The 23,981-nt window shown below is 63.0% G+C and carries 22 protein-coding genes; 8 read left to right on the top strand and 14 right to left on the bottom strand.

What is annotated here, in order from left to right; translation table 11 throughout:
- The first annotated feature begins 80 nt into the window (after positions 1-80).
- The gene (locus tag LDN70_RS03345) at positions 81-779 is read left to right on the top strand and encodes a DsbA family oxidoreductase (protein ID WP_166841332.1); all 699 of its coding nucleotides are present in this window, start codon (positions 81-83) and stop codon (positions 777-779) included.
- Positions 780-809: 30 nt separating this feature from the next.
- Here LDN70_RS03345 and arfA read toward each other — a convergent pair whose 3' ends face one another.
- From arfA to LDN70_RS03310, 7 genes are all read right to left on the bottom strand, one after another.
- Entirely contained in the window at positions 810-2,348 is a 1,539-nt protein-coding gene (gene arfA / locus LDN70_RS03340) for an arabinosylfuranosidase ArfA (RefSeq protein ID WP_223941726.1), read from the bottom strand.
- 48 nt (positions 2,349-2,396) lie between these two features.
- Entirely contained in the window at positions 2,397-3,299 is a 903-nt protein-coding gene (locus tag LDN70_RS03335; protein WP_223941725.1) for a carbohydrate ABC transporter permease, read from the bottom strand.
- Between the two features lie 2 nt (positions 3,300-3,301).
- Complete coding sequence (locus tag LDN70_RS03330) at positions 3,302-4,222, bottom strand: carbohydrate ABC transporter permease (protein ID WP_223941724.1); 921 nt, start codon at positions 4,220-4,222, stop codon at positions 3,302-3,304.
- A 35-nt stretch (positions 4,223-4,257) separates the two neighbouring features.
- Positions 4,258-5,592, bottom strand: a complete 1,335-nt coding sequence (locus LDN70_RS03325) for an extracellular solute-binding protein (protein ID WP_223941723.1) — start codon at positions 5,590-5,592, stop codon at positions 4,258-4,260.
- Between the two features lie 239 nt (positions 5,593-5,831).
- The gene (locus tag LDN70_RS03320) at positions 5,832-6,833 is read right to left on the bottom strand and encodes a LacI family DNA-binding transcriptional regulator (protein WP_223941722.1); all 1,002 of its coding nucleotides are present in this window, start codon (positions 6,831-6,833) and stop codon (positions 5,832-5,834) included.
- Between the two features lie 155 nt (positions 6,834-6,988).
- Positions 6,989-7,780, bottom strand: coding sequence for a TIM barrel protein (locus LDN70_RS03315; protein WP_223941721.1), 792 nt, complete (start codon positions 7,778-7,780; stop codon positions 6,989-6,991).
- Positions 7,777-8,901 carry a Gfo/Idh/MocA family oxidoreductase gene (locus LDN70_RS03310; protein WP_223941720.1) on the bottom strand — a complete coding sequence of 375 codons (1,125 nt, stop codon included), beginning with the start codon at positions 8,899-8,901 and terminating at the stop codon, positions 7,777-7,779. The genes LDN70_RS03315 and LDN70_RS03310 overlap by 4 nt, the downstream gene beginning before the upstream one ends.
- Positions 8,902-9,008: 107 nt before the next feature.
- Between LDN70_RS03310 and LDN70_RS03305 the strand changes: the two genes are divergently transcribed.
- Positions 9,009-10,007: a LacI family DNA-binding transcriptional regulator gene (locus tag LDN70_RS03305; RefSeq protein ID WP_223941719.1), complete on the top strand. Its 999-nt coding sequence runs from the start codon at positions 9,009-9,011 to the stop codon at positions 10,005-10,007.
- An 80-nt stretch (positions 10,008-10,087) separates the two neighbouring features.
- Positions 10,088-10,792 carry a TetR/AcrR family transcriptional regulator gene (locus tag LDN70_RS03300; protein ID WP_166841326.1) on the top strand — a complete coding sequence of 235 codons (705 nt, stop codon included), beginning with the start codon at positions 10,088-10,090 and terminating at the stop codon, positions 10,790-10,792.
- On the opposite strand, the gene LDN70_RS03295 is transcribed toward LDN70_RS03300, so the two are convergent.
- Both LDN70_RS03295 and LDN70_RS03290 read right to left on the bottom strand, forming a co-directional pair.
- A complete protein-coding gene (locus LDN70_RS03295) occupies positions 10,793-11,440 on the bottom strand; it encodes a LytR C-terminal domain-containing protein (RefSeq protein ID WP_223941718.1) in 648 nt (215 codons plus the stop codon).
- A gap of 22 nt (positions 11,441-11,462) precedes the next feature.
- The gene (locus tag LDN70_RS03290; RefSeq protein ID WP_024819465.1) at positions 11,463-11,762 is read right to left on the bottom strand and encodes a type II toxin-antitoxin system VapB family antitoxin; all 300 of its coding nucleotides are present in this window, start codon (positions 11,760-11,762) and stop codon (positions 11,463-11,465) included.
- 145 nt (positions 11,763-11,907) lie between these two features.
- Between LDN70_RS03290 and LDN70_RS03285 the strand changes: the two genes are divergently transcribed.
- Both LDN70_RS03285 and LDN70_RS03280 read left to right on the top strand, forming a co-directional pair.
- On the top strand, positions 11,908-12,828 hold the full coding sequence (locus LDN70_RS03285; protein WP_223941717.1) for a Cof-type HAD-IIB family hydrolase: 921 nt from the start codon (positions 11,908-11,910) through the stop codon (positions 12,826-12,828).
- 241 nt (positions 12,829-13,069) lie between these two features.
- Positions 13,070-14,485 carry a stealth family protein gene (locus LDN70_RS03280; protein ID WP_142937104.1) on the top strand — a complete coding sequence of 472 codons (1,416 nt, stop codon included), beginning with the start codon at positions 13,070-13,072 and terminating at the stop codon, positions 14,483-14,485.
- On the opposite strand, the gene LDN70_RS03275 is transcribed toward LDN70_RS03280, so the two are convergent.
- The 4 genes from LDN70_RS03275 to LDN70_RS03260 form a co-directional block, all read right to left on the bottom strand.
- The gene (locus tag LDN70_RS03275) at positions 14,463-15,443 is read right to left on the bottom strand and encodes a phosphodiesterase (RefSeq protein WP_223941716.1); all 981 of its coding nucleotides are present in this window, start codon (positions 15,441-15,443) and stop codon (positions 14,463-14,465) included. The genes LDN70_RS03280 and LDN70_RS03275 overlap by 23 nt on opposite strands.
- A 143-nt stretch (positions 15,444-15,586) precedes the next feature.
- The gene (locus LDN70_RS03270) at positions 15,587-16,069 is read right to left on the bottom strand and encodes a glutathione peroxidase (RefSeq protein ID WP_166841323.1); all 483 of its coding nucleotides are present in this window, start codon (positions 16,067-16,069) and stop codon (positions 15,587-15,589) included.
- 77 nt (positions 16,070-16,146) lie between these two features.
- Positions 16,147-17,700, bottom strand: coding sequence for a M23 family metallopeptidase (locus LDN70_RS03265; RefSeq protein WP_223941715.1), 1,554 nt, complete (start codon positions 17,698-17,700; stop codon positions 16,147-16,149).
- Between the two features lie 155 nt (positions 17,701-17,855).
- On the bottom strand, positions 17,856-18,251 hold the full coding sequence (locus tag LDN70_RS03260) for a MarR family winged helix-turn-helix transcriptional regulator (protein ID WP_166841321.1): 396 nt from the start codon (positions 18,249-18,251) through the stop codon (positions 17,856-17,858).
- Between LDN70_RS03260 and LDN70_RS03255 the strand changes: the two genes are divergently transcribed.
- From LDN70_RS03255 to LDN70_RS03245, 3 genes are read left to right on the top strand one after another with little or no spacing between them, the layout of a single operon-like run.
- Entirely contained in the window at positions 18,250-19,206 is a 957-nt protein-coding gene (locus LDN70_RS03255; RefSeq protein ID WP_223941714.1) for an MFS transporter, read from the top strand. The genes LDN70_RS03260 and LDN70_RS03255 overlap by 2 nt on opposite strands.
- A 17-nt stretch (positions 19,207-19,223) precedes the next feature.
- Positions 19,224-19,409, top strand: coding sequence for a hypothetical protein (locus LDN70_RS03250; protein ID WP_223941713.1), 186 nt, complete (start codon positions 19,224-19,226; stop codon positions 19,407-19,409).
- Positions 19,410-19,443: 34 nt separating this feature from the next.
- On the top strand, positions 19,444-20,367 hold the full coding sequence (locus LDN70_RS03245) for an oxygenase MpaB family protein (protein ID WP_223941712.1): 924 nt from the start codon (positions 19,444-19,446) through the stop codon (positions 20,365-20,367).
- Between the two features lie 69 nt (positions 20,368-20,436).
- Here the strand turns inward: LDN70_RS03245 and LDN70_RS03240 are convergent, their stop codons facing one another.
- Positions 20,437-23,898, bottom strand: coding sequence for a bifunctional proline dehydrogenase/L-glutamate gamma-semialdehyde dehydrogenase (locus LDN70_RS03240; RefSeq protein WP_223941711.1), 3,462 nt, complete (start codon positions 23,896-23,898; stop codon positions 20,437-20,439).
- Positions 23,899-23,981: the final 83 nt, after the last annotated feature.

The following is a 23,981-nucleotide window of genomic DNA, read 5'->3' as shown; positions in this document are numbered from 1 at the left end:
CTTGGCCTGCAACAACAACGGGTGAGGAAAATAACAGCCGTGTATGGAATGTGTGGGCGGCGCTCAGGGTTGCAGAGAGCATGAAGATTGAGATCTGGTCAGACGTCGCTTGCCCGTGGTGCTACATCGGCAAACGCCGTTTCGAGACCGCCTTGGCACAGTTCCCGCACCGCGATTCCGTGGACATTGAGTGGAAGAGCTACCAGCTGGACCCCTCAATCCCGGAGCATTACGACGGCACGGAGCTTGATTACCTGAGCAAGCGCAAAGGCATGGCTCCTGAGCAGGTCAAGCAAATGTTCGCCCACGTCACGGAGACCGCCAAGGGCGAGGGCCTGGACTACCACTTCGAAAAGGTGGTGGTGGCCAACAGCTTCACCGCCCACCGGCTCATCCACCTTGCCGCTGCCCACGGACGCCAGGATGCCGCCAAGGAACAGCTCCTCAGCGATCACTTTGAGCACGGCAAGGACATCGGCAGCAAGGAGTACCTCACGGAACTCGGTGCCGCGCTGGACCTCCCGGAAGATGAAGTGGCTGAGCTCTTCACCTCGGACAAGTACGCGGATGAGGTCAATCAGGACATCAACGAGGCCCGCGCTATTGGCGTCACCGGCGTCCCGTTCTTCGTGATCGATCGCAAGTACGGCATCTCCGGCGCCCAGCCTGCCGATCTTTTCAGCCAGGCCCTGAACCAGGCGTGGCAGGAAGCCAATCCGCTCATCCCGGTAGGCGCTTCCGACGCCGAGGCCTGCGGCCCTGACGGCTGCGCAATCTAGCCAGCCACCCGCCGTCGTGCGTTAACCCGGCTAGCCTTTCACCACATCAAGCTCGACGACGGCCCAGGACAATGCGGGCAGCGTCAGGCGCAGCTCCGAACCGGTCGCCTTCACACCTTCCAGAGCAGTCAGGCCAACGCGGCCCGGCTGATCCTGGCTGTTGATGGTGAAGCGGTCACCGCCCTCGGGAATCTCCAGGACCTCTGCGCGGAGCACCTGCCGGGCGTCGAAACCGCGCAAAGCAACCTCGACGTCGGCGGCTTCTTCCAGCCCGCGGTTGGCGAAGAACAATGCCATGCGGCCCGTCTCCTCGTTCCATGTTGCGCTGACGTCCACCAGGTCTGTGTCCCCAAAGCGCGCATTCGAGTACTTGTCCGAGTCCACCGAGAGCCGCAGGATCTGGCCCTTGGCGAGCTCGGCCATGCGTGCGAACGGGTGGAAGATCGTCTGCTTCCACGCCGGGCCGTTCTCCTCCGAAAGGATCGGAGCAATGACGTTGACCAGTTGTGCCTGGTTGGCGATCTTGACACGGTCACCGTGGCGCAGCAGCGAGTTGAGCAGTGTCCCCACCACCACGGCATCGGTGACGTTGTACTTGTCCTCGATCACGCGGGGGTGCTCCCGCCAGCCTGCCTTGGCCACGTTGTGCGGCTGGTCCTCGGTGTCCAGGCCTCGCTGGTACCAAACATTCCACTCGTCGAAGGACAGGTTGATGTGCTTCTTGTGCTTGCCCTTCGCCCGGACAGCGTCCGCGGTGGCGATCACTGACTCGATGAAGTAATCGGTGTCGACGGCGGAGGCCAGGAAGCTGCCGACGTCGCCGTCGTGCTCCTGGTAGTAGGCGTGAAGGGACACGTAATCCACTTCGTCGTAGGTGTGCGTGAGGACGGTCTGTTCCCACGCGCCGAACGTCGGCATCGAAGAGCTGGAGCTTCCGCAGGCCACCAGTTCAAGGGAAGGATCCACAAACCTCATGGCCTTGGCGGCTTCCTGGGCCAGGCGGCCATACTCGTCGGCGGTCTTGTGGCCGATCTGCCACGGCCCGTCCAGTTCATTGCCCAGGCACCAGAGCTTGATGTTGAACGGGTCCTTGTGCCCGTTCTTGGCGCGGAGATCGGACAGGTAAGTTCCGCCGGGGTGGTTGGCGTATTCCACGATCTCGCGGGCCGCGTCCACGCCCCGGGTGCCCAGGTTGATGGCTTCCATGATTTCCGTGCCGGCTTGCTTGGACCAGTCCACAAACTCGTGAAGGCCGAATGCATTGGTCTCCACGGTGTGCCAGGCTCCGTCCAGGCGGCGCGGCCGGTTTTCCACGGGGCCGATCCCGTCTTCCCAGTTGTAGCCGGAGACGAAGTTGCCGCCGGGGTACCGGATCACCGTGGCGCCCAATTCCTTGACGAGCTTCATGACGTCCTGCCGGAAACCGTTCTCGTCGGCCTCAGGGTGGCCGGGCTCGTAGATTCCGGTGTAAACACAGCGGCCCATGTGCTCCACGAAGGAGCCGAAAAGCCGGCGGGGTACCTCGCCAATGGTGAAGTCGCGGTCGAGGGTGATGCGTGCGCGGGACATGGATCTCCTTGGTTGTGTACTGAAACTGTTGTTGAGAATTGGTACCGGTCAGGTTCCGGCGAGTCCCGTCGTCGCGACGCCTTTGATGATTTGGCGCTGGAAGAACAGGAAAACGACAATCAGCGGCAGCGCGGCGAGCAGAGCGGACGCCATGTTCTGCGCGTACTGAATGCCGTAGGCGCTCTTGATGGTCTGCAGGCCAACGGGGAGCGTGAGCAGGTTGCCGTCGTTGGTGGCGATGAACGGCCACAGGAAGTTGTTCCACGCGCCGATGAACACGAAGATCGCGACGGCGGCCAGGATGGGCCGGGACAACGGCAGGATGATCTGGGTGAAGATCCGCAAGCGGCTGGCACCGTCCATGACGGCAGCTTCCTCAAGTTCACGCGGGATCTGGTCGAAGAATTTCTTGAGCACGAACACCATGGCCGGGTGGATGACCTGCGGCAGGATGATGGCCCACGAGGTATCGATCAGGTTCAGCGCCAGCATTTGGTAGAACAGCGGAATGATCAACACGGGCGGCGGGATGATGATGGACGCGATGATCACGGTCATCAGCACCTTCTTGCCCCTGAAGTCGATCCTGGAAAGCGCGTAGGCCACCAGTGCCGAGATCACCAGTGTGATGGCCGTAATGGCCGCGGATGTGTAGAGCGAGTTCCAGGTCCACAGCGGGATGTTGCCGTCCTGGAACACCTTCACGAACGCTTCGGGTGTAAATCCCGACGGCGGCAGCCAGGTCACGTCCGGAGCTGCGGCGTCCGTTTCGGTTTTGAAAGCGGTGGCCGTGGCCCATGCGAAGGGAATCAGCCACAGCACTGCGATGAAGGCAGCAACGACGATGGCGGCGATCCTGCCGACCGTCAGCTTCTTGCGCGGCTGGCGGATTGTGAGGCTATCTGCGGTTGTGGCATGTGGTGCGGGACGGGTCAGGGTAGGGGTTGCCATGGTTATGCACTCCTGCGGCGGGTGATGACGAACTGCATGACCGAGATGACCACGATCAGTCCGAAGAAGATGTAGGAGATGGCTGCCGAGTAACCCAGCCGGTAACCGGTGAACCCGGTTTCAAAGATGTACTGGACCACTGGCCGGGTGGATCCACCGGGGCCACCCGCGGTCATCTGGTACACCTGATCGAAAATCTTCAGTGACGCCAGGATCTGCAACAGCACAATCATCACCGTGGTGGGAGTGAGCTGCGGCAGGGTGATGGAGAAGAATTGACGCCACGCGCCCGCACCGTCCAGCGATGCTGCCTCATAGTGTTGGGCCGGAATATTCTGCATCGCGGCCAGGTACAGCAGGAAGTTGAAGCCCACGGTCCACCAGAGAGTGGCGATGACGATCGCCCACATAGCTACGTTGGGATCATTGAGCCAAGCAACCCTGGGGAGGCCGATGCCCGTGAGGAACTCGTTGATCAGGCCTAGTTGAGGGTTGTACATCCAGGTGAAGAACAGGCTCACCACGGTTGATGCCAAGAGATAGGGCGCAAAGTAGGACAGGCGCCACAGCCACTGCGCGGGTAGCCCGATATTGAGCAACGCGGCCATGACCAGCGCGACGAGGACCAATGGGACGGTGCTGATCACCGTGAAGTAGAGGGTGTTGCCCAAGGAACGCCACATATCGGCGTCGGCCAGAGCTTCGGCGTAGTTCGCGAAGCCGATGAGGCTGTCGTTCGCTCCAGTGAGGGACTTGCCCGTGAGGCTCATGTAGAAGCCGTAGAGAATGGGCCAGACCAGGAAAGCAAGGAAGAAAACAAGGAACGGCGCGGCGAATCCCCAGCCGCTCAGGTTGCTTCGGGTGCGGCTGCCGGGTTTGCGTAGATTCTGCGGCCTGGGCCGGGACAGCGTAGAGGTACTCATTCAAGAACTCCTTTGGTCGCTCGGTACGGGGCCGGTTAAACCGGGTTGGGGCGGGAGAGGAGGGTGTTGGTGCGTTGTTCGAAGGCATCCCATCCTGCAGCTGCCTTGTCCCTTCCCAGAAGGACGTTCTGGACGTTCTCCGCGAAGTAGGTTTGCCAGTCCGAGCCCGAACCGCTGAACCAGGATTCGGGATCGTAGGCGATGATCTCCGCTGCGTTGGCGTAGTGAATTTGGGGCGTGAGCTCACGGTAGGCCTGTGACTGGACCACGGGCTGGTAGCCGGGGATGTGTCCGGCTTCAGCCCAGGACAGCGATCCTTTGAGGACATCGGTGACGAACTTGTAGACGTCCCTGCGCTTGTCCTCGTTGAGCTTCAGTTGGCGCGGGAGGACAAAGGAGTGTGAGTCCGCGTAGGACGCGGGTGTCCCGTAGAGGGTGGGTATGGTGGCCGCATCGACGGGGATGCCGGCTTTTTTCATGGTGGGCAGCTCCCACACACCGCTGAACAGCATGCCCGATCCTCCGCGGGCAAACTCCGCGATGCCCGTGCTGATATCCCCGGCCTGGGCTGCGATGGTGTCGTCAAAGAGGGACGCCATGAATTCCAGCGACTCGATAGCCGCTTCCCGGTCCACCTTCATGGGCTGACCCGGTGTCAGTTCCATGTCAACGCCGTGCTGCTTGTAGAGGGTGTAGAACAGTCGCCACATCTGCGAACCACTGCCAAGGTAGCCGAAGGACAGGCCGTGGGCCTTGGTAACCTTCTGCATTTCCAGGGCCATGGCTTTGAACTCGTCCGGCGAACTGACCTCCTGAAGCTGACCGTTGCTGGCCAGCACGCCCGCTTTTCCTGCTATATCCGTGTTGTAGAACATCACGAACGGGTGGGAGTCCAGTGCGATGGAAAAGACCTTGCCGTTGTGCTGGCTCTTCTCCCAGATCCTGAGGGCAAAGTCCGCAGCGGTGACTCCGTTTTCCGCCAGCAGGTCCAAGTCCCACGGCTCAATGAGTCCACCTGGCGCATACCCGGGAACCCGGCTGGCGTGCATGATGGCCACCTCCGGTGGGCGCCCTCCCGCCGATGCCATGGCCAGCTTGGTGTAGTACGGCGGACCCCAGGCAAGCACGGTGGGGTGCACCTTGAATCCTGGATTGGCCTGGTTGGCGGCGTTGATCATGGCCTGCATCTTGATGCCGTCACCGCCGGAAAGGAGGTGCCAAAACCCGATGTCCTGAACCGCCGCGGCCTGTGCTGCACCTCCGCAGCCTGTGAGGCCTGCCGCCAGGAGGCCGCCGCCAAGGAGGGCTGACCCTGTCATTAATTGTCTCCGGGACAACTGTTTCCCGGTCAAAGATTCAAACTGCTTCACCCGTCACTCCTTTGGATGGGTCCGCTGAAAGGTCACTGCTGTGCTGCGTTTACTGGAGTGCGTTGCTGCACTGCTACTGCATGGAATTCCGGCTCCGGCGCGTCCCCGCTCTGGAGTTAAGGTTGGCCCCAGGGTGACGCAGGTCTCACATTACATCGATGTAATAGGCAGGGCAAGAGAAAATTGTTAGCGCACACAATTTGATGGATGACTCCCGACTTATCCTTGCGGCGCAGCCTCTAAGTGCGGGTGCTGTCCCGTTCGACGATGGTGTATTCAACGCTGACCACGCGCTGCGCGGAGCCCCTGTCCGCCATGCGCTCTGTCAGCAGACGTAGTGCCTCGCTGGCGATGGTGCGCTTGTCGAAAGAGACCGTGGTCAGCGAAGGAACGGCGTAGCGGCCATCGGCTATGTCATCAAAGCCCGCTACCGCAATGTCCTCCGGAACCCGCAAGCCCCGCTTCCAGAGCACGTTCAGCGCACCAATTGCCATGGAATCCGTGAAGCAGAACAATGCTTCGGGAACGGGGTTCGCTTCCAGATAAGCACCCAGGGCTTTCGCGGCGGTTTCCGGCGTCCACTTTTCGCACGGGATCATCAGCGATTCATCGCGCGGAATCCCGAGGCTGTCCAGAGCCGCTTCATACCCCTGGGTACGCTGAAGGGCCGCCGCGGATCCACGCCCCTGGGTGGTGCCCAGCACGGCGATACGCCGCCGTCCGGAGCTGGCGAGCGCCAGGGTCATGTCCCGCGCGGCTGCGAAGCTGTCCACAAACACCCGGTCAGCCAACTGCTGGGACACCTCACCGAGCAGGACCACAGGAGGCAGTGCAATGCCAACTTTCACGGCGCTTTCATCCAGAACCACGGGATTGAGGATCAGGCCGTCGATGAGGTTGGCCCGCGCACGTGTCATCAACTCCTGCTCACGCTGTGGATCCGAGCCCGTTTCCTCGATCTGCACGCTAAAGCCTTGCTCGTGGGCAATCTCCACAATGCTTTGGGCAATCTCTGCGGAAAACGGAGTGGCCAGGTCCGGCAACGCCAGCCCAATGACCCCTGAGCGCCCGTTCCGCAGTCCGCGTGCCGAAAGGTTGGGGACGTAATCCAGCTCAGCCATGGCCTGCTCAACCCTGAGCCGTGTGGGGCCGCTGACAGGCACGATCCCATTCATCACATTCGAAACCGTTTTGGGCGAGACCCCCGCACGGCGCGCTACGTCCTTGACCGTTGCGCGCAAGACGCCCCCTAGCTGCTGTTGGCCGGCGCTGCTGTTGACCGGTTTTCCTTGATGCTACGCGAGTTTTGGCCCGCGGACGCAGAGGACTGGCGCCCGCGGGCGTCAACGCAAAAGCTCACGCCGTCATCTCGGACGGATGCGTCGGCCGCACCCAGCTAGCTATCAAAGGCCGCACGGAAGGCCGCCAGCGCGGTGTCCCCTGCTTCCAGGCCGGATCCTCCCGCGGCATTCGCCTCCAAACCCACCACGCCCTCGTATCCGGCCTTCTTCAGGGCTGATGCCACACCGGTGTAGTTGATTTCCCCGGTGCCGGGTTCACAGCGGCCGGGGACGTCGGCTACCTGTATTTCTCCTACCCAAGGCAATGCGGCCCGGACGAGTTCAATGAGGTTCCCCTCACCAATTTGGGCGTGATAGAGATCCAGCATCATCCTGACGTTGGGGTGGTTCACCGCCGCCACCAGCGCCAAGGTGTCTTTGGCGCGTGCCAAAGGGATTCCGGGGTGGTCCAGGACGGTGTTCAGGTTTTCCAAGGCGAAGACCACACCGTGCTTCTCGCCCAAGGCCGCCAGACGTTCGAGCGTGCTCCGGCCCGTCAGCCACATCTCGCCGGTAGACCGGTGAACGGGGCGGACAGCCCTGCCGCCTTCTCCGAGTTCTGCGGGATGGACCACCATGCGCTGGATACCAAGTTCAAGCGCCACAGGAATCAGTTTCTCCGCCGATGCCAGCACTTCATCTGCGCTACCGGGGTCAGTGAGGCTACCGCCAAAGTAACCGCTCATCGAAGAGAACCGGGCGCCCGTTGCTGCCAGGGCCGGGATGTCCCCTCCCCGGGTGTCCCACAACTCCACCTCGAAGCCTTGCTCATGAATTCTCTTCACACGCTCTATCAACGGCAGTTCGCCGTAGAGCATCTCAGCGCAGGCAGCCAGGCGGAAGCTCATGCTTTATCCCCCACCCTTTGCAGCGCGGGTTCCGCTGGGCTAAGGACGGCAATATCTGCCACATCAACCGGCAACCCGGTTTGGGCTGAACGGGTGGCGGCAAGGGCCACGGCAAGGGCGTTCCGCGCATCGATTCCACCGGGAGCTTTGGGAGCAGCGGAGGCCTGAATGCCGTCGCGGTCAGCCTTCACCGACTCCACAAAGTGGGCGAGTTCGACTGTGTACGCATCATGGAAGAGGTCAACATTCAGGCGGACGGTGTCCGCATTGATACCGGCGGCGGTGTAGCTTGTGGCCGTGGTGGCCTGGGGGCCTCCCGCCGTCACCATTCCGGCAGAGCCAAAAACTTCTCCCCGCACGTCATAGCCGTAAAGCGCGTTGAAGTTGGCCTCGGCCACGGCAATGGCCCCGTTGCTGTAGGTCACAGTGACCACGGCAGTATCCAACAGGCCACCCTCCTTTGCTTCAGGAGCCACCAGCGCGTCAGCCACAGCATGAACGCGAACAGGGACAGCGCCCGGGTTCAACCAGTTCAGGGTGTCGAAGTCGTGGATGAGTGTTTCAAGGAAGATGGTGCCCGGCGGAATCCGCTCCGGGTTGGCGATCCCGTCCGGGCTGCCTGGATCGCGGGTCAAGGACCGAAGCAGTTGCGGGGTCCCTACGGCGCCGGCATCGATGAGTCGCCGGGCGGCAGCGAAGTCATTCGCGTAGCGGCGGTTGAAACCGAACTGGACAACCACGCCTGCGGCGTGTGCTGCTTCCAGGGCCGCATCAAGCTCTTCCACCGTTCGGCCTCCCGGCTTTTCACAGAAGGTATGCTTACCTGCCCGCGCTGCTGCCGCGATCAGCCCGGAATGAAACCGCGCCGGAGCGGAGATGAGGACAGCATCCACGTCCGGATCGTTCAGTACATCCTCGGCGTCGGTGCTGATCTTGCCCACACCCAGGCGGCCCGCCAATGCCTCGACGGCGGGAAGAGCGGGGTCGGCGATTGCTTCAAGCCGGGCAGAGGGGATGCGTTGCGCCACGGATTCAGCGTGGAAAGTCCCAATCCACCCCGCTCCAATCAGACCAATACGAACCGGCCGGTCTTCTCTGGCCGGATGCTGAAGGTAACCCATGCTTGCTCCTAAAAAATTCTTCTAGATCGTTCTAGTCGATCCATAGTGGCATGCGATTCGCACTGCGTCTAGATCGTTCTATACACTGAACGCACTTGGAGGAAAATATGTCCGAACCGCAGCGCCGCCCCACCCTGATGGACGTAGCCGAGGCCGCCGGTGTCTCACGCGCACTTGTTTCCATCGTGATGCGGGGTGCACCCGGCGCGGCGGAATCAACGCGGCAAAAAGTCTTGGAGGCGGCCCGCCAACTCGGATATCGCGCGGACTCCCGGGCCAGGCTGCTGCGAAGCAGCCGAACCAAACTCCTGGGCCTCATCTTTTCCAGTTCACAGCCTTTTCATGCCGAAATCGTGGATGCCGCCTATGCCGAGGCCTCGGCCAGAGGCTATGAAATAGCACTGAGTGCAGTGGCCAACGGCAGGCCTGAGGCCCGCGCCATCGAGACTTTGCTGGATGTAGGTGCGGAGGCGCTGATCATCATCGCTCCCACCCTCAGCGCGGAAGACCTGGCACTGCACGCCCGCCAAGTGCCGGTTGTGAGCTTGCTACGCGACGACGTAGGCGATTCTGTGGACTCGGTCAGCAGTGATGATTACGCCGGCATCTCGATAGCCGTGGACCACCTGGTGAGCCTTGGCCATCGACGGATCGTTCATGTGGACGGCGGCTCGGCCGTCTCGTCGGACAAACGTCGGGAGACGTACTGTACCGAAATGATCCGGCACGGCCTGCAACCTGTGATTATTCCAGGCGGCCCCGGCGAGGAGGACGGCATGGGTGCGGGGCAGATCCTTCAGGCGGATCTGCCCACGGCTGTCATCGCCTTCAATGACAGGCAGGCGCTGGGAGTAATGGAAAGCTTCAAGGCCGCGGGGATCAGCATTCCCGCGGATGTCTCCATACTCGGTTACGACGACAGTCACTTCGCCAGGCTAAGTTACGTGCAATTGTCCTCTGTCAGCCAGGACGCTCCGCTCCTTGCTGCCGCCGCCGTTGGCCGGGCGGTAGACCGAATCGAGGGGACACAGTCACCAGGCAGCGTGATCCGAACTCCGCACCTGGTCCTCCGAAAAACCACAGCCCAAACGTCAGCGGGAAACTGACACCAAGCCTGCGGGCCACCAAGGGGCGACACCCACCTAAACTCGCAGCTCTTAGTGACAGATCGCGGTAAAGTGTCTGTATGCCAAGGATCACGGCCGCCACGAATGCTGCCCAACGCGCCGCGACCCAACGTCGGATTCTCACCGCCTTTGGAGAGCTCCTCTTCACCCATGGACTCCCCGGCCTCACCATGACCGACGTTGCGCGCCACGCCGGCGTGGGACGCACGGCTGTCTACAACTACTACGCGGACATGGAGCAACTGCTCATCGCGTATGCCTTGGACGAGACCGAGCGCTTCATTGTGGACCTCCGCGATTCACTGGCCGCGCTGGAAAACCCGGTTGACCGCCTTGCCCTTTACGTCCGCGCCCAGGTGGAGGATCTCAGCCGACGCCATCTGCCCCCTGGCCCGGCCATGGCCGCAGTCCTCTCCCCCGGGTCCTTCGCCAAGCTGGCCGACCACGTGGGAGATCTCAACGTACTGTTGCAGGACATCCTCCAGGACGGAGTACGGCAGGGCTATCTGCCGGACGTCGACGTCGAGCAATTGGCGCGGCTCATTCTCGGAACGCTCTCAGCCAGCGCCGCACGCCGCAACCGAACGCCCGACGGCGAGACTCCCGCGCCGTCGCCGGCCTCCGACGTCGAGCCTCACTCAGCTGTTGAACTTCATACGGCACAAACGGTGCGTTTCATTCAGTTGGGCGCTGGTGCCCGGTTCGACGACGCCGGGAGGCCCGTCAGGCTCGAAGCGCCAGCCCACGACGCCTTGGCTGGCTAACTACTGACCCGCCGGAAGCGTGGGAATAATGGGCCACTTGGAGTTGTCAGCGATCCGCAGGTCCTCCCGCGGGCACTCCAGCGTACCCGGTGTCTGGTCCACCAACTGTGGCTCCACCAAACCTTCGAAGCCTGGCGTGAGGATCACGTCCACGGACTCGTCCTCACGGTTGTCCTCGAAGTAATCCGTTCCTGCAAGGTTCCGCTGGATATTGAACGCCGCGGCCTGGCCTTTGACGCCCGAGACCACCACGCCAATGCCCGAATAGGCGGTATCGCTGTTGTCCACCGAGGCCACCTTGTAGCCCCGGGCCGTGAACTGTTCTGCCACTGTGCCGGCCAGCCCTCCGCGTGAGGTGGCATTGAAGACGTTGAGCGTCACGGTCTCGTTCGGGACGTAGTCGAACGTGGTGGAGGGACACAGGCTAATGGGAGCTTTGCTGGCGATGGCGCTGGGAACCTTGACCACGCCGTTCATGATCGCCCACGCACCCACCGCGCCGGCAGCTATGACACCCACCAACAGGACAAGGACGATTCCATGGAACAGCCTCCGCCGGAAGCGGCCTTTGTGCGCCAGCTCGTCCTCGGCAAAGGTCGCCCGAAGTTCGGGACCTGTGACTACCCGGTGTCCATGGAGTTGCGTCACATCTTTGGGACGCCTGCCCTTGCTAGCCATCGATTACCAATACACGTGCGTGAATGGCTGTCCTTTGGTGGAGCGCGGTTCGGACCGCCCTGTGAAGTCCGTCTTCGAGGTACATGACCCCTTGATACTGGACCACGTGCGGGAACAAATCACCGAAGAACGTTGAGTCCTCAGCCAACAGCGCCTCCAGGTCCAAGGTCCGTTTGGTGGTCACCAATTCATCGAGGCGGATGGGCCGCGGGGGCAGGGCAGCCCAGTCCCGCGGCGCAGAGAATCCATGGTCAGGGTACGGGCGTCCCTCGCCCACAGCTTTGAAGATCACCCTGCAAGCCTATGGAAGATGCCGCGCTAACGGAACTTGTGACCCGCAGCACAGGCAGGTTGTGGCCAAAAGGTGACTAACCTTCGCATGGCGTCACAGAAGTCATAGCTGTGATGGGAACCTCCGGGACTGACAGAATGGGGGCATGACTCAACCGCTCCAAGGTACTCACCGGACCGCTGCCCGTGCGACGCCCGCGCTGGCGCTGCTGCTGGACGTCGATGGTCCCATCGCCAGCCCTGTGACGCGCGACGTCAAGCCGGACATCATTGCGGACATGGTGGCCCTGGCTGCCGCGGGCATACCGGTCATCTTCAACACGGGGCGCTCGGATGCGTTTATCAGCGAGCAGGTCATGGAGCCCATGATTGCGGCGGGCATGCCGGCTGACACTGTCATTCACGCAATCTGCGAGAAGGGCGCCGTCTGGTTCAGCTACACCGCAGAAGGGCCCGGTCCCATCCATGTGGACCACCAGCTCGCCGTGCCCGCAGCGTACGGGGACGATATCCGCAGGCTTGTTGCCGAGGACTACTCGGCGCACATGTTCTTCGATGAGACCAAGCGCGCCATGGTTTCGGTGGAGCAGCACGTGGACGTGGCCAGCAAGGACTACCTGGCCGAGCAGAAGCTTTTCGACGCCGATGCACTGGAGATCATGGGACGCCACGGCCTCAACGCCGCCATCCTGGACCACCACGCACCGGAGTCCGATGACACTGCGGACTACCGCCTGGACCCCACCATCATCTCCACGGACATCGAATCCGTCCGCCTGGGCAAGGACCTCGGGGCCAGCCGGGCCGTTGAACTCCTGGCGGCCCAGGGCATCACCCCGCTCTCCTGGAGGACTGTGGGTGATTCCCGTACGGACTACGCCATGGCAGACTGGCTTCACCACAACGATCACGATGTGAAGCACGTGGACGTCCGGCCGGCAGATGGCATACCCGTCAAGCCCTACACCATCCTGACGGCGGCCGACCTTGATCTGGCCGACGACGTCATCCACGACGACGCCGGCGGCGCATTCCTCCGCAGCTGGCGCGAGGCCCTTTCGATCTAAGTTCCAGCGCATCATAGTTGTAGAGTTTCAGAGCAACCCGCACCGCAAAGATCCCGGAGATACAGCCATCACACAAGCACAGGTCGATCCGATTTACCACGGCAGCCCGTCCATCGAAGAGGACACGATTGCTGAGGCAATCTCGCCTGCCGTCGTCGCGCATCTTAAGCACAGGTCCGACGTCGTTCGTCACCGCGGGCGGTACGCCCTGGTCAACGACGACCTGACCCCGCAACAGGCCATGGTGTCCGATCTCCTGGCTGTTCGGGCCGCTTTGGACGCTGCCGGTATCGACTTCATCCTGGTGCGCGGAAATGATGAGCGGCCCGTCATTGCCGTGGACTGGGAGTCCCGCAAGGACGTCCGGGAGGCGCTGGTCTCGGCTTTCCGCAATGAGCCGTTCTACTCCATGACCGTGGATGCCAAAAAGAAGACCTCGGTGCTGGTTGCAGATGGCGAGCTGTCCGCAAACCGGAAAGCCCGGATCTTCCGCCTGTACCGGCCGCGCGTCGAGATCGGCGGCGGTCTCTGGTACGGCCCCGCCCTGGGCGTACAGCTTGAGCTGTGGAGGTTCGAGGGCGACCACCTGGAACTCCCTGTGGAGAACTCCCTGACCCGCCGCACCATGTTGCGTCAGGACGCGGTGCGAGGCACGGTTCAGAGGCATGGCCTGTCTTGGCCCACTATCGAAAACATGTTCGCGGACCACGCCAGCGACATCGATTTCGACATCGACATCGTTTTCTCGTGGGTGGACGGCAGCGACCCCGAGTACATCGCCAGGAGGCGCGCACAGCAAGCCGACGCCGTCCTCGGCGAGGGCGATGACCACGAAGCCCGTTTCCGGCAAATCAACGAGCTGAAGTACGCGCTGCGCTCAGTGCATATGTTCGCTCCGTGGATCCGGCGGATCTTCATCGCAACGGACTCCCCCGCACCGGAATGGCTGGCCGACCACCCTTCGGTGACCATCGTCCGGAGCGAGGAATTCTTTGCCGACCCCTCAGTTCTGCCTACCCACAATTCCCAGGCCGTGGAATGCCAGCTGCACCACATCAAGGACCTCTCGGAGCACTTCCTGTACTCCAACGACGACATGTTCTTTGGCCGTCCCGTGGGTCCTGACATGTTCTTCACGCCCGGCGGCATCACCAAGTTCATCGAGGCCGACACCCGGATCGGCCTGGGTGAGAACGACGCCGAACGCAGCGGTTTTGAGAACGCAGCCCGTGTGAACCGCAAGTTGCTGTGGGAGCGCTTTGGCCGAATCACCACCCGGCACCTTGAGCACACGGCCGCGCCGCTGCGCAGGAGTGTGGTGGCACAAATGGAGAAGGAATTCCCGGCCGAGTTCGCGAAGACCGCAGGTAGCCGGTTCCGGGCCGCGGACAACATTTCCGTGACCAACTCGTTCTATCACTACTACGCCCTGCTCACGGGCCGCGCCGTCACGCAGACCAGCGCAAAGGTCAGGTATGTGGACTCCACCATGTGGGCCGGGCTGCACTATCTGCCCAAGCTCCTGGCAAAGCGCCACATGGACTTCTTCTGCCTCAACGACGGCAGCTTCCCCGAGGTTGAAGCAAACGAGCGCGCAGACCTGGTGACCGACTTCCTGGAGAAGTACTTCCCGGTTAAGGCGCCTTGGGAGAAGTAGGGCCGGAGGAAACCATCGGAAGCGAAGAGGTGTGCGTGCCCGGCGATGTGTGAGCCCCTACCCGGGACTCGTACGGAATGCGGATACCGGCTTCGGCCAAGCGCCGCTGAACCTCGTCGGCATCCACTGGCTCACCTACAGTGACTCCTCCGGACATCGGGACCACTGAATGCACGATCGTGTGCTCGTAAACATGGATCATGTTGTACGACTGCGCTCCGTCGCGCCCGCGCTGTCCGCCGGCACGCACCGCCAGGTCCTGGGTGTAACACGTAGCTGAGGCGACCGATACCGGGATGCCGGCGAAGCTCGCCGTCGTCGAGTAATGCAGGTGACCGCCAAGGATGGCGCGGACGTCAGTATTACGCACGACGGCGGCCAGTGCGGCTTGGCCACGCAGCTCCACCAGGACGGCGAGGTCCTGCACGCACGGGACGGGCGGGTGGTGGAGGGCCAGGATGGTGCCGTCCGGGGCCGGCGTTGCCAATTCAGCTTCCAACCACTCTAGCTGCGATTCCGACAGTTCGCCGTAGTGGTGGCCGGGGACCGTGGTGTCCAGGGTAATGATGCGGAGCCCGTTGACGAAGTAGCTGCGGTCCACGGGGTCCTGGGGCTTGCTGGCTGCAGAGGCGTCGGCGAATGCTGAACGGAAGTTTGCCCGGTTGTCATGGTTGCCCATGGCCCAAATAGCTTTGGCTCCAAGTGACGCACACAGGGGTTCAATCATTTCGCGGAGGTGCTCGTAAGCTTCCAACTCACCTTTGTCGGCAAGGTCTCCGGTGAAAATGATGGCCTCGGGCCGGATCCTTGAGGCGATGATTTGCTCACAGATCTCCCGGAGCCTGGCTGAGCTGTCCACCGAGCCGTGGAGCGTGCCCGGACCACCCACCAGGTGAAGATCGCTCAGGTGCAAAAGCACATGACCTGGTTTGGGGTATTCGGCCTCGATGAGCTCCATAGCTTCGCCTTAGCGTTTGGTGGGAGACGGCTTCTCCCGTATCAATCCAGTAGTCCCAATCCAACCAGACAACAAGCCAACAACTGGCTAACATCCGGCGGAATGTTGGAAAATTACTTTTCTCCCTTCTGGATCAGCGGCGTCTATGCCAGCGCCTCTTCCACTGCTTTCATGAGGTATTCGGAGTCGGGCTCCACTGCGGATGGGAACCTTGCTACAAGTTCTCCCTTGCGGTTTATGACGAACTTCTCGAAGTTCCACTTGACCTTGGCCGACTGCCCATCCTCGTCCCGGGTCAGCTCCGCGAACAAGGGATGTTGCTGCTTTCCCAGGACGTTGGCTTTGCTGGTCAACGGGAAGGACACACCGAAGTTCCGTTCGCAGAATTCAGCGATCTCGTGGTCCGCGCCGGGCTCCTGCCCGCCAAACTGGTTGCAAGGCACCCCCAGGATCTCCAAGCCCTGGCCGCGGTACTTGCCGTACAACTCCTCGAGGCCTGCGTACTGGCGCGTGAAGCCACACTCTGAAGCGACGTTTACCACCAGGACCGCCTGGCCTTCGAACCGGCCGAAGTCTGCTTCGGTGCCATCGTTGAAGGTGAGGGGAATGCTGTACAGGCTGGTCATGGGATTCGCTTCCTGACGACGTCGTCTGGCGGTATTGCCGCCATCGAGCTTACGGGAGCCGGCTTGGGTGGCGAAACCTAGGGCGTGGGAAGGATGAGCGAGGACAACGGCACCAGCACACCGTCCGGCCGCTGGACCAGGTCCGGGGCGATCAGGATGTATCCGGGCGGAAGGACTACTGCCGGCAGCGACGTCGGGAGGACTGCAACAGGCGAGGGTGCCGGAGCCACGGGAGGCGCCGGAGCCACTGGAGCAACGGCTTGGCTCACCACCGGCGCGGGTGCAACATGTACTGGCGCCACAACCACCGGCGCGGGTTCCACCACAACAGGCGCTACGGGGGCCGGTGCAGCCGGAGCGGGTGCTACCAGAGCCGGCGCCACAGGAGCCGGCGGGACTATGTTGGTTTCCGGCGCGCTGGTTGACGGCGATGGTGTTGTGGAGGCAGTCGGCGTCGGTGTCGCAGTGGTGGTCGGCGTCGGTGTCACTGTAGCCGTAGGGGTCGGCGTGGGGGTGGCGGTCGGAGTCGGAGTAGCCGTCACGGAAGGTGAGGGCGTCGGCGTCGTGGTTTGAACCGGCGTCGTGGTTTGAACCGGCGTCGTGGTTTGAACCGGCGTCGTGGTGGCAGGCGGGGTGGTCTGGGTAACGCCAGGGCTGCTGGGTGGGTTGGTGGCAGGCGGGGTGGTGCCCGAGGGAGCTGCGGGGGGAACCGGAAGCGGTTCGTCGTTTTCGTGCTCTCCGCCGATGACGGCCCGGGTGGTGCCATCCGATACGGGAACGGCCCACTGCGGTGTTGCCGAGGTGCCGGTGCCAACACCGGGCTGGTAGTTCACCATGGCGATGGTTTGCAGCGCATCAACCTGCCGGATGGGCAACAGCGTCCAGTTGGCGGGATCAGTGTGAAGGCCGTTGACGATCGTCTCGAAGTGGAGATGGCAGCCGGTGGACCATCCGGTGGTCCCAACCTCCGCAATGACCTCGCCCACCCGCACTGATTGGCCTTGAGTGACGCCGATCGCCTGGAGGTGGTTGTAGGTGGTGACCAGGCCGTTGCCGTGCTCGATTTCAACCCGGTTCCCACCGCCCCATACGTGCCACCCGACAGCCCGCACCACGCCGGCGTCGGCAGCGTACACACGCGTACCGCAGGCGGCTGCGTAATCCTGGCCCCAGTGGAATTCTCCGGCCAGGCCCGTCAAGGGGCTATAGCGGTAGCCGTAGGACGAACTCTTGTTGAGGACCTCAAGCGGCGAGTAGAGGCTCCCTGCAGGGGGTCGTGACAGCCCTGCGGAGGCAACGGTCAGGCCTGTGGAGCCGTCTTTGCTGACTGTGCGGATCATGGCGCGGTCGAAGTAGACCATGGGCGTACCGGCAACCTGCTGGGGTGGTTCCATGGTGGGGTCGATGACCAGGGTTTCGGCTTCCGGCGGCACCAGGGTGCCCAGGGCTGTCGGTTCCACCACCCCCTGCGCCAGTGCTCCGCCCACGGAACTGCTGGAGACAGCGTTCAAGGGTTGGAAGCCAAACGCGAAGAAGGCGAGGACCGCGAGGCTCCCTGCGATCAGAACGCGGTGGAAACCTACGGTGCGGATCAGTTCTACTGCCCGGTCTGATTCATGATGCTTGCCCACAAAACACTCCCCAAAGCCAGCGGCACCAAACCCCAGCCTGGCGTGCAAGCACCATTGTTGCGGGTATCAGGGGAGAAATAAAGGCTTCCCGGGTCCCTTCTACCGAAAGGTTGCCTCAGTTTTGGCTCAAGAATCTTGAGCTTGGACTTCTGCGGCTAGGAGCCCAGGTTTTCCTTGAGCAGGGCGCGGTGTTCGACGGCGGCAGTGGCGTGAAGTGCGCGGCCCGCCTCGGTCAATTCCAGGAAGAGGGACCGGCGATCGTCGGCGCAGGTTTCGCGGGACACCAGGCCCGCTTTTTCCAGGCGATCCACCACCTTTGACACAGCACTCTGGGTCATGGGGGTGCGCTCCCCCAAGGCCTTCATGCGGCACGCGGACTCTTCGCTCTCGGCCACCAGGTCCAGGATTTCGAACTCGTTGAGGCCAATGTCGAACTTGGCTTCGAGCGCGCGGTCGATCGCTCCGGCGGTACGGAAGTAGGAGTTCTGGATGCTGCGCCACTGCTCCACCAATTGGCGGTCCTGCAGGTGACGGTCACGCGTCGTTGCCATGCTGCCCTCCATCGGGCAGGAACTCAATCTCGGAACCGACTCCCTGCAGTGGATCGTCTCCGCCTACGTCCTTGGTTACGGGAGCCTCCTGCTCCTGGGCGGCCGACTCGCGGACCTGTTGGGCCGCCGTCGAATCTTCCTTATCGCTTTGGCCGTCTTCGCCGCGGCATCCTTGCTGGGCGGGCTGGTTGACGACCCCGCCATCCTGATCGCTACCCGGTTCATCAAGGGACTGGCCGCCGCGTTCACTGCACCCACGGGGTTCTCCATCATCACCACCAACTTCGCCGAAGGCCGCGAGCGCAACAAAGCGCTGTCCATCTTCACCACGTTCGGCGCCAGCGGTTTCTCACTGGGCCTGGTGGTGGGCGGCCTCATGACCAGCCTGAGCTGGCGTTGGACGTTCCTGGTCTCGGTTCCCATCGCGGTGGTGGTTGTCCTCCTGGGCATGAAATTCATCCCCAAGGACAAGCCCTCAGCGGAGAACAGCGGGCACGATATCTGGGGTGCCGTTACCCTCGCACTGGGCATGCTTGGCCTGGTCTACACCTTGGTTTCAGCACCGGAGCAGGGCTGGGGATCTGTGGCAACAATCGCCGGATTCGCAGTGTCCATCGCCGTGCTGGCAGCCTTCGCGGTGATCGAAAACAAGGTCAAGCATCCGCTGATCCGCTTCAGCATCCTCAAGGAAGGCTGGGTGGCCAGGGCAAACCTCAGCGCCTTGGGGCTGTTCGGCTCCTACCTCAGCTTCCAGTTCATCGTCACCATGTACCTGCAGTCGGTGCTGGGCTGGACACCGCTGGGAATGGCGCTTGCCCTGCTGCCGGCAGGTTTGCTGGTCATGGGCAGCGCGCCGTTCGCGGACCGCCTCATTGAAAAGTTCGGTGCCACACAACTGATTCTCAGGCGACTACCGGCATTCGCGATTCCGAGCAGGGGCTGGCTGCCGGGCTGATACAAACGAGCACCCAAGTGGGCGCCGCACTGGTTTTGGCAGTCACCACAGCCCTCGTCAGCGGACACGGTCAGGCCGCCGGAACCGTCAGCGCCCAAGCCATGCTTGAACAGTACCGTCCGGGCCTGATCCTTAGTGCCGCCGTCGCCATCGCCGCGCTCTTGGTGGCGGCAGCACCGAAACGGCGACGCGTGCGCAGCTGATCTCCCCTGTACAGGCGAGCCAAAGCGAGGTCTCATGGGATCTATGAGGAATTACCTCACGGAGTATAGGCATGAGCTGCAGCGCACGTTCACAGGGACGTCGGGCACGCCTCCGGAGTGGGTACCGCGCCTTGCTGAAGGGAACGACGCCGGCTATCACCTTCCGGGATCGGCGGTCTGGGCGGTGCATGGTCATGTGGCTACCATTGTGGCCGGGATCAGGGTCCTGCTGATGCAGGCCCTGCATCCCGGCGCTCTGGCAGGGGTTTATGAGCACTCGGGATTTCAGAAGGACCCTCTTGGCCGGTTGGCAAACACTGTCCGCTGGATTTTTACGGTGACGTACGGTTCCACGGAGGCCGCCGAGGCAGCCACCGCCCGTGTGCGGAAGATCCATGAGCGCGTCCGGGGGACGTACGTGGACGGCAACGGGGTCACGCGCGGGTATGCCGCCAACGATCCCGAGCTTCTCCGCTGGGTTCACGTCACCTACGCGGATTCCTTCATCACCGCCAACCGCATCTGGGGAAGGCCCATCCCGGGCGGTCCTGATGCCTACGTTCGTGAATGGGCGGCCGCGGGGAGGCTCATGGGAGTTGTAGACCCGCCGCTCACTGAGGCTCAGGTCCGTGACGAACTCGAACAGTGGTACGCCTCCGGGATACTCAGGGCCGACGAGCGGCTCGCCCAGACGGTGTCCTTTATCCGCTATCCGCCCCTAAGCCCACTCCTCAAGCCCGGCTACACCATCCTGTTCGCGGCCGCCGTCGCAAGCCTTGAACCCAAGTACCGCGAGATGCTCGGCATCCGCCGCCCCGAGGTGGGTCCGGTTCCCTTGCCCGTCATCACCGCCGCCCGGGCAGTGCTGGGCATGGTCCGCTTTGCCTTGGGCTCCCACGGGCCCAGTGAGCTGGCCGCCCGGCGAAGGTTGCAGAGGCTGGGATACGCGGAGGCTTAAAGCCGAAAGCCAACCCCTCCGCGCAAGTGAGTATCGCAGAGGGGTTGGCTTTCAACCTGTTCTCGCGTGCTAGATCAGGTGGTCCGAGAGGTGGTTCGGGGTGCCGAAACGGTGCGCGGTGATGGAAACGGCCTGCTCGCGGAGGAACGGCAGCATCTCGATCCGGCCGGCCTGGGTCACAGCGCCGTGGTAGACCGCCACGTCCGGACGGCCACCCATGGCTGCGCTCAGCGCGGCGAAGTCGCCACCGATCAAGCGGATCCGGCCGGCGTCGAACCGTGCCGCCCGGGCCAGCCAGGCGGCGTCGTCCTCGATCCGGACGCTGACGCCCAGGTTCGCGAACACGCTCACCACAGCATCAGGAAGTACGACGGCGGAGCTCACCGTCAGCTTCGAGCCAGCCACTGCACCGGCTGCCACGACGCGGAGCAACTCAGCGAGTCGCTCGCCTTCGGAGAGGCGGACCGTGACGGGGAGGGAACGGTAGCGGAAGACGTTGCGCTCAGCCGACAGGGCGGAAACATCCTTCGCGGTGCCGAACTCGGATTCCCACGCTGCTGCGTCGCTGAAGAGTGACTGCTGGAGGGTGTGGAGTTCCTCGGCGGTCACCTCAGCAGACTTGGCTGCAGTCAGGATCTGTGCGGCAGCGCCCTGAAGCACGGTGCCGCGCTTGGCCTTGGCCTCGGCGGGGAGCCAGCTGCCCAGGCCGATCAGGTAGTTCGGTCCACCGGCCTTGGTTCCGGCACCGACGGCCGACTTCTTCCATCCCCCGAATGGCTGGCGCTGGACGATCGCACCGGTGATGCCGCGGTTGACGTACAGGTTTCCGGCCTGGATGGTGTCCAACCAGACGCCCATTTCAGCGGAGTCCAGGGAGTGCAGTCCGGCGGTGAGGCCGTACTCGATCTCGTTCTGGATGGCGATGGCTTCCTCGAGAGTCTCGGCGGTCATGACACCGAGCACCGGGCCGAAGAACTCGGTCAGGTGGAAGTAGGAGCCACGCTTGACGCCCGAACGGATGCCCGGGGACCACAAACGGCCGGTTTCGTCGAGGCGCTCGGGCTTGACGGCCCACGTTTCGCCGTCGCCCAGGGTGGTGAGGGCGTTGAGGAGCTTGCCGTTGGCCGGTTCGATGATGGGCCCCATCTGCGTGGTGGCGTTCTCCGGGTAGCCGACGGACAGCGAACGGGCAGCGTCGATCAGCTGATTGTGGAAGCGGGCGCTCTTGGCCACCGAGCCCACCAGGATCACCAGCGAGGCAGCCGAGCACTTCTGGCCTGCGTGGCCGAATGCCGAGTAGACGACGTCCTTGGCAGCGAGGTCCAGATCGGCACTCGGGGTGACGATGATGGCGTTCTTGCCCGAGGTCTCCGCGAGCAGCGGGAGGTCCTGGCGGAAGGAACGGAACAGCTCAGCCGTTTCGTAGCCGCCGGTGAGGATCACGCGGTCAACGCTGGGGTGCGAGACCAGCTGGGTGCCAAGCTCACGCTCTTCGAGCTGAACCAGTGCCAGCACTTCACGGGGCACACCGGCTTCCCAGAGGGCATCCACCATGACAGAACCGGAGCGGCGGGCCTGCTTTGCAGGCTTGATCACGACGGCGGAGCCTGAGGCGAGAGCTGCGAGAGTGGAGCCTGCGGGGATCGCCACCGGGAAGTTCCACGGGGGTGTCACCACGGTGAGGTTGGCTGGGACGAACGTGGCGCCGTCCACCGTTTCCAGGTCTTTGGCACGCTCGGCGTAGTAGTGCGCGAAGTCGATTGCTTCGCTGACCTCGGGGTCGCCTTGGTCGATGGTCTTGCCGGTTTCGGACGCCATGACCTCGAGGAGTTCGGCGCGGCGGGCTTCGAGGACCTCGCCGGCGCGGTGCAGGATGGCTGCGCGCTCGGCGGCGGGGCGGGCGCCCCAGGCCTTGCCGTGGTCTACGGCGGTGGCGATGATCCGATCCAGCTGGGCAGCGTCGGAGACCTTGGTGGACTCTACGATCTTGTTGCCGGCGGTGGAACCGGGGATGCGCTTGAGGATGTCGCGGCCCCAGGCACGGTTTGCCGGGAGGGCAGGGTCCGTGTCAGGGGTGTTGCTGAAGCCCTCAAGCGGTGCCGGGTCCGCGGGGAGGCGACGGTCCTGCTGGCGGTTGGGCCCGGGAACCTCGTCCGTCATTCCGGCCAGGGAGTCCAGGAAGCGCTGCTGCTCGCGCTTGAACAGCGCTTCATTTTCGCTGAGTTCAAAGACTGCGGACATGAAGTTTTCCTGGCTGGCGCCCTCTTCGAGGCGGCGGATCAGGTAAGCGATGGCGACGTCGAACTCACCCGGGTGAACCACGGGTGTGTAGAGCAGGAGGCTGCCAACGTCCTTGCGGACCGCGGTGGCCTGGCCCGTTGCCATGCCCAGGAGCATTTCGAATTCAATGCCCTTCGTTACGCCTCGTTCCTTGGCGAGTAGCCAGGCGAAGGCTACGTCGAACAGGTTGTGGCCGGCGACGCCGATGCGAACAGCATCGATGTGCTCGGGGGTGAGGGCGTAGTTGATGACGTTCTTGTAGCTGGTGTCCGAGTCCTGCTTGGTGCCCCAGGTAGCCAACGGCCAATCGTGCAGGGATGCTTCAACCTGCTCCATGGGAAGGTTGGCACCCTTGACCACGCGGACCTTGATGGGAGCGCCACCCTGGGCACGTCGGGCAGACGCCCACTCCTGCAGTTCCTGCATGGCACCGAGAGCATCAGGCAGGTAGGCCTGCAGGACGATGCCGGCCTCGAGGTTCTTGAATTCGGGCATGTCAAGGATTCGCTTGAACACCGCGATGGTCATGCTGAGGTCCTTGTATTCCTCCATGTCCAGGTTGATGAACTTGGGCTTGGGGAAGGAGGCAGCGAGGCGGTAGAGCGGGGTGAGCTTCTCCACGACGTGATCCACGGCTTCGTCGAAAGCCCACGGGGAGTGCGGTGCCACGGTGGAGGATTCCTTGATGGAAACGTAGTCCACATCTTCACGAGCAAGGAGCTTCAACGTGCCATCCAGGCGGCGCTGGGCTTCGTGCTCGCCCAAAACTGCTTCGCCCAGGAGGTTCACGTTGAGGTGAACACCGTCCTGGCGGATCTTGGCGATGGCCGGGCCAAGCTTGGCGTCGGTGGCGTCAACGATCAGGTGGCCCACCATTTCGCGGAGCACGCGGCGGGCGATCGGGATGACAAGCTGCGGGACGATCGGAGCCATGACGCCACCCACGCGGACAGCGCTGCGCATGTACCACGGGAGGAACTTCGGCACCTTCGGAGCCAGCTCGGCCAGCTTCCGGCCGGCGACGGACAGGTCCTCGGGGCGGATGACGCCGTCGACGAATCCGACAGTGAAGTCAAGGCCGTTCGGGTCCTTCAAGACGCCGGCGAGGCGCTGCGCGGACACGTCCACGGGGATCTTGCTGGCTTCGGTAAGCCAGTGGCGGACCAAGGCAATGGCTTCCTGAGCCAAAGCATCGAACTGCCCGGAATCCTGGGTGCGCGGGGCGGTGGCATCCGGGAGGGTGCTGGTCATGGGGGCTCCTTCTGAGGCGGAGAAGTTTGTTTGTTTCCATCAGTATGGATCTACAATCACGTTAGGAAAAGCGATCTTTTCTG

The sequence above is a fragment of the Arthrobacter sp. StoSoilB22 genome, assembly GCF_019977315.1.
Taxonomy (GTDB): domain Bacteria; phylum Actinomycetota; class Actinomycetes; order Actinomycetales; family Micrococcaceae; genus Arthrobacter.
Note: the sequence above shows the minus strand (reverse complement) of the source record. Positions and strands in the feature narration are given on the sequence as shown.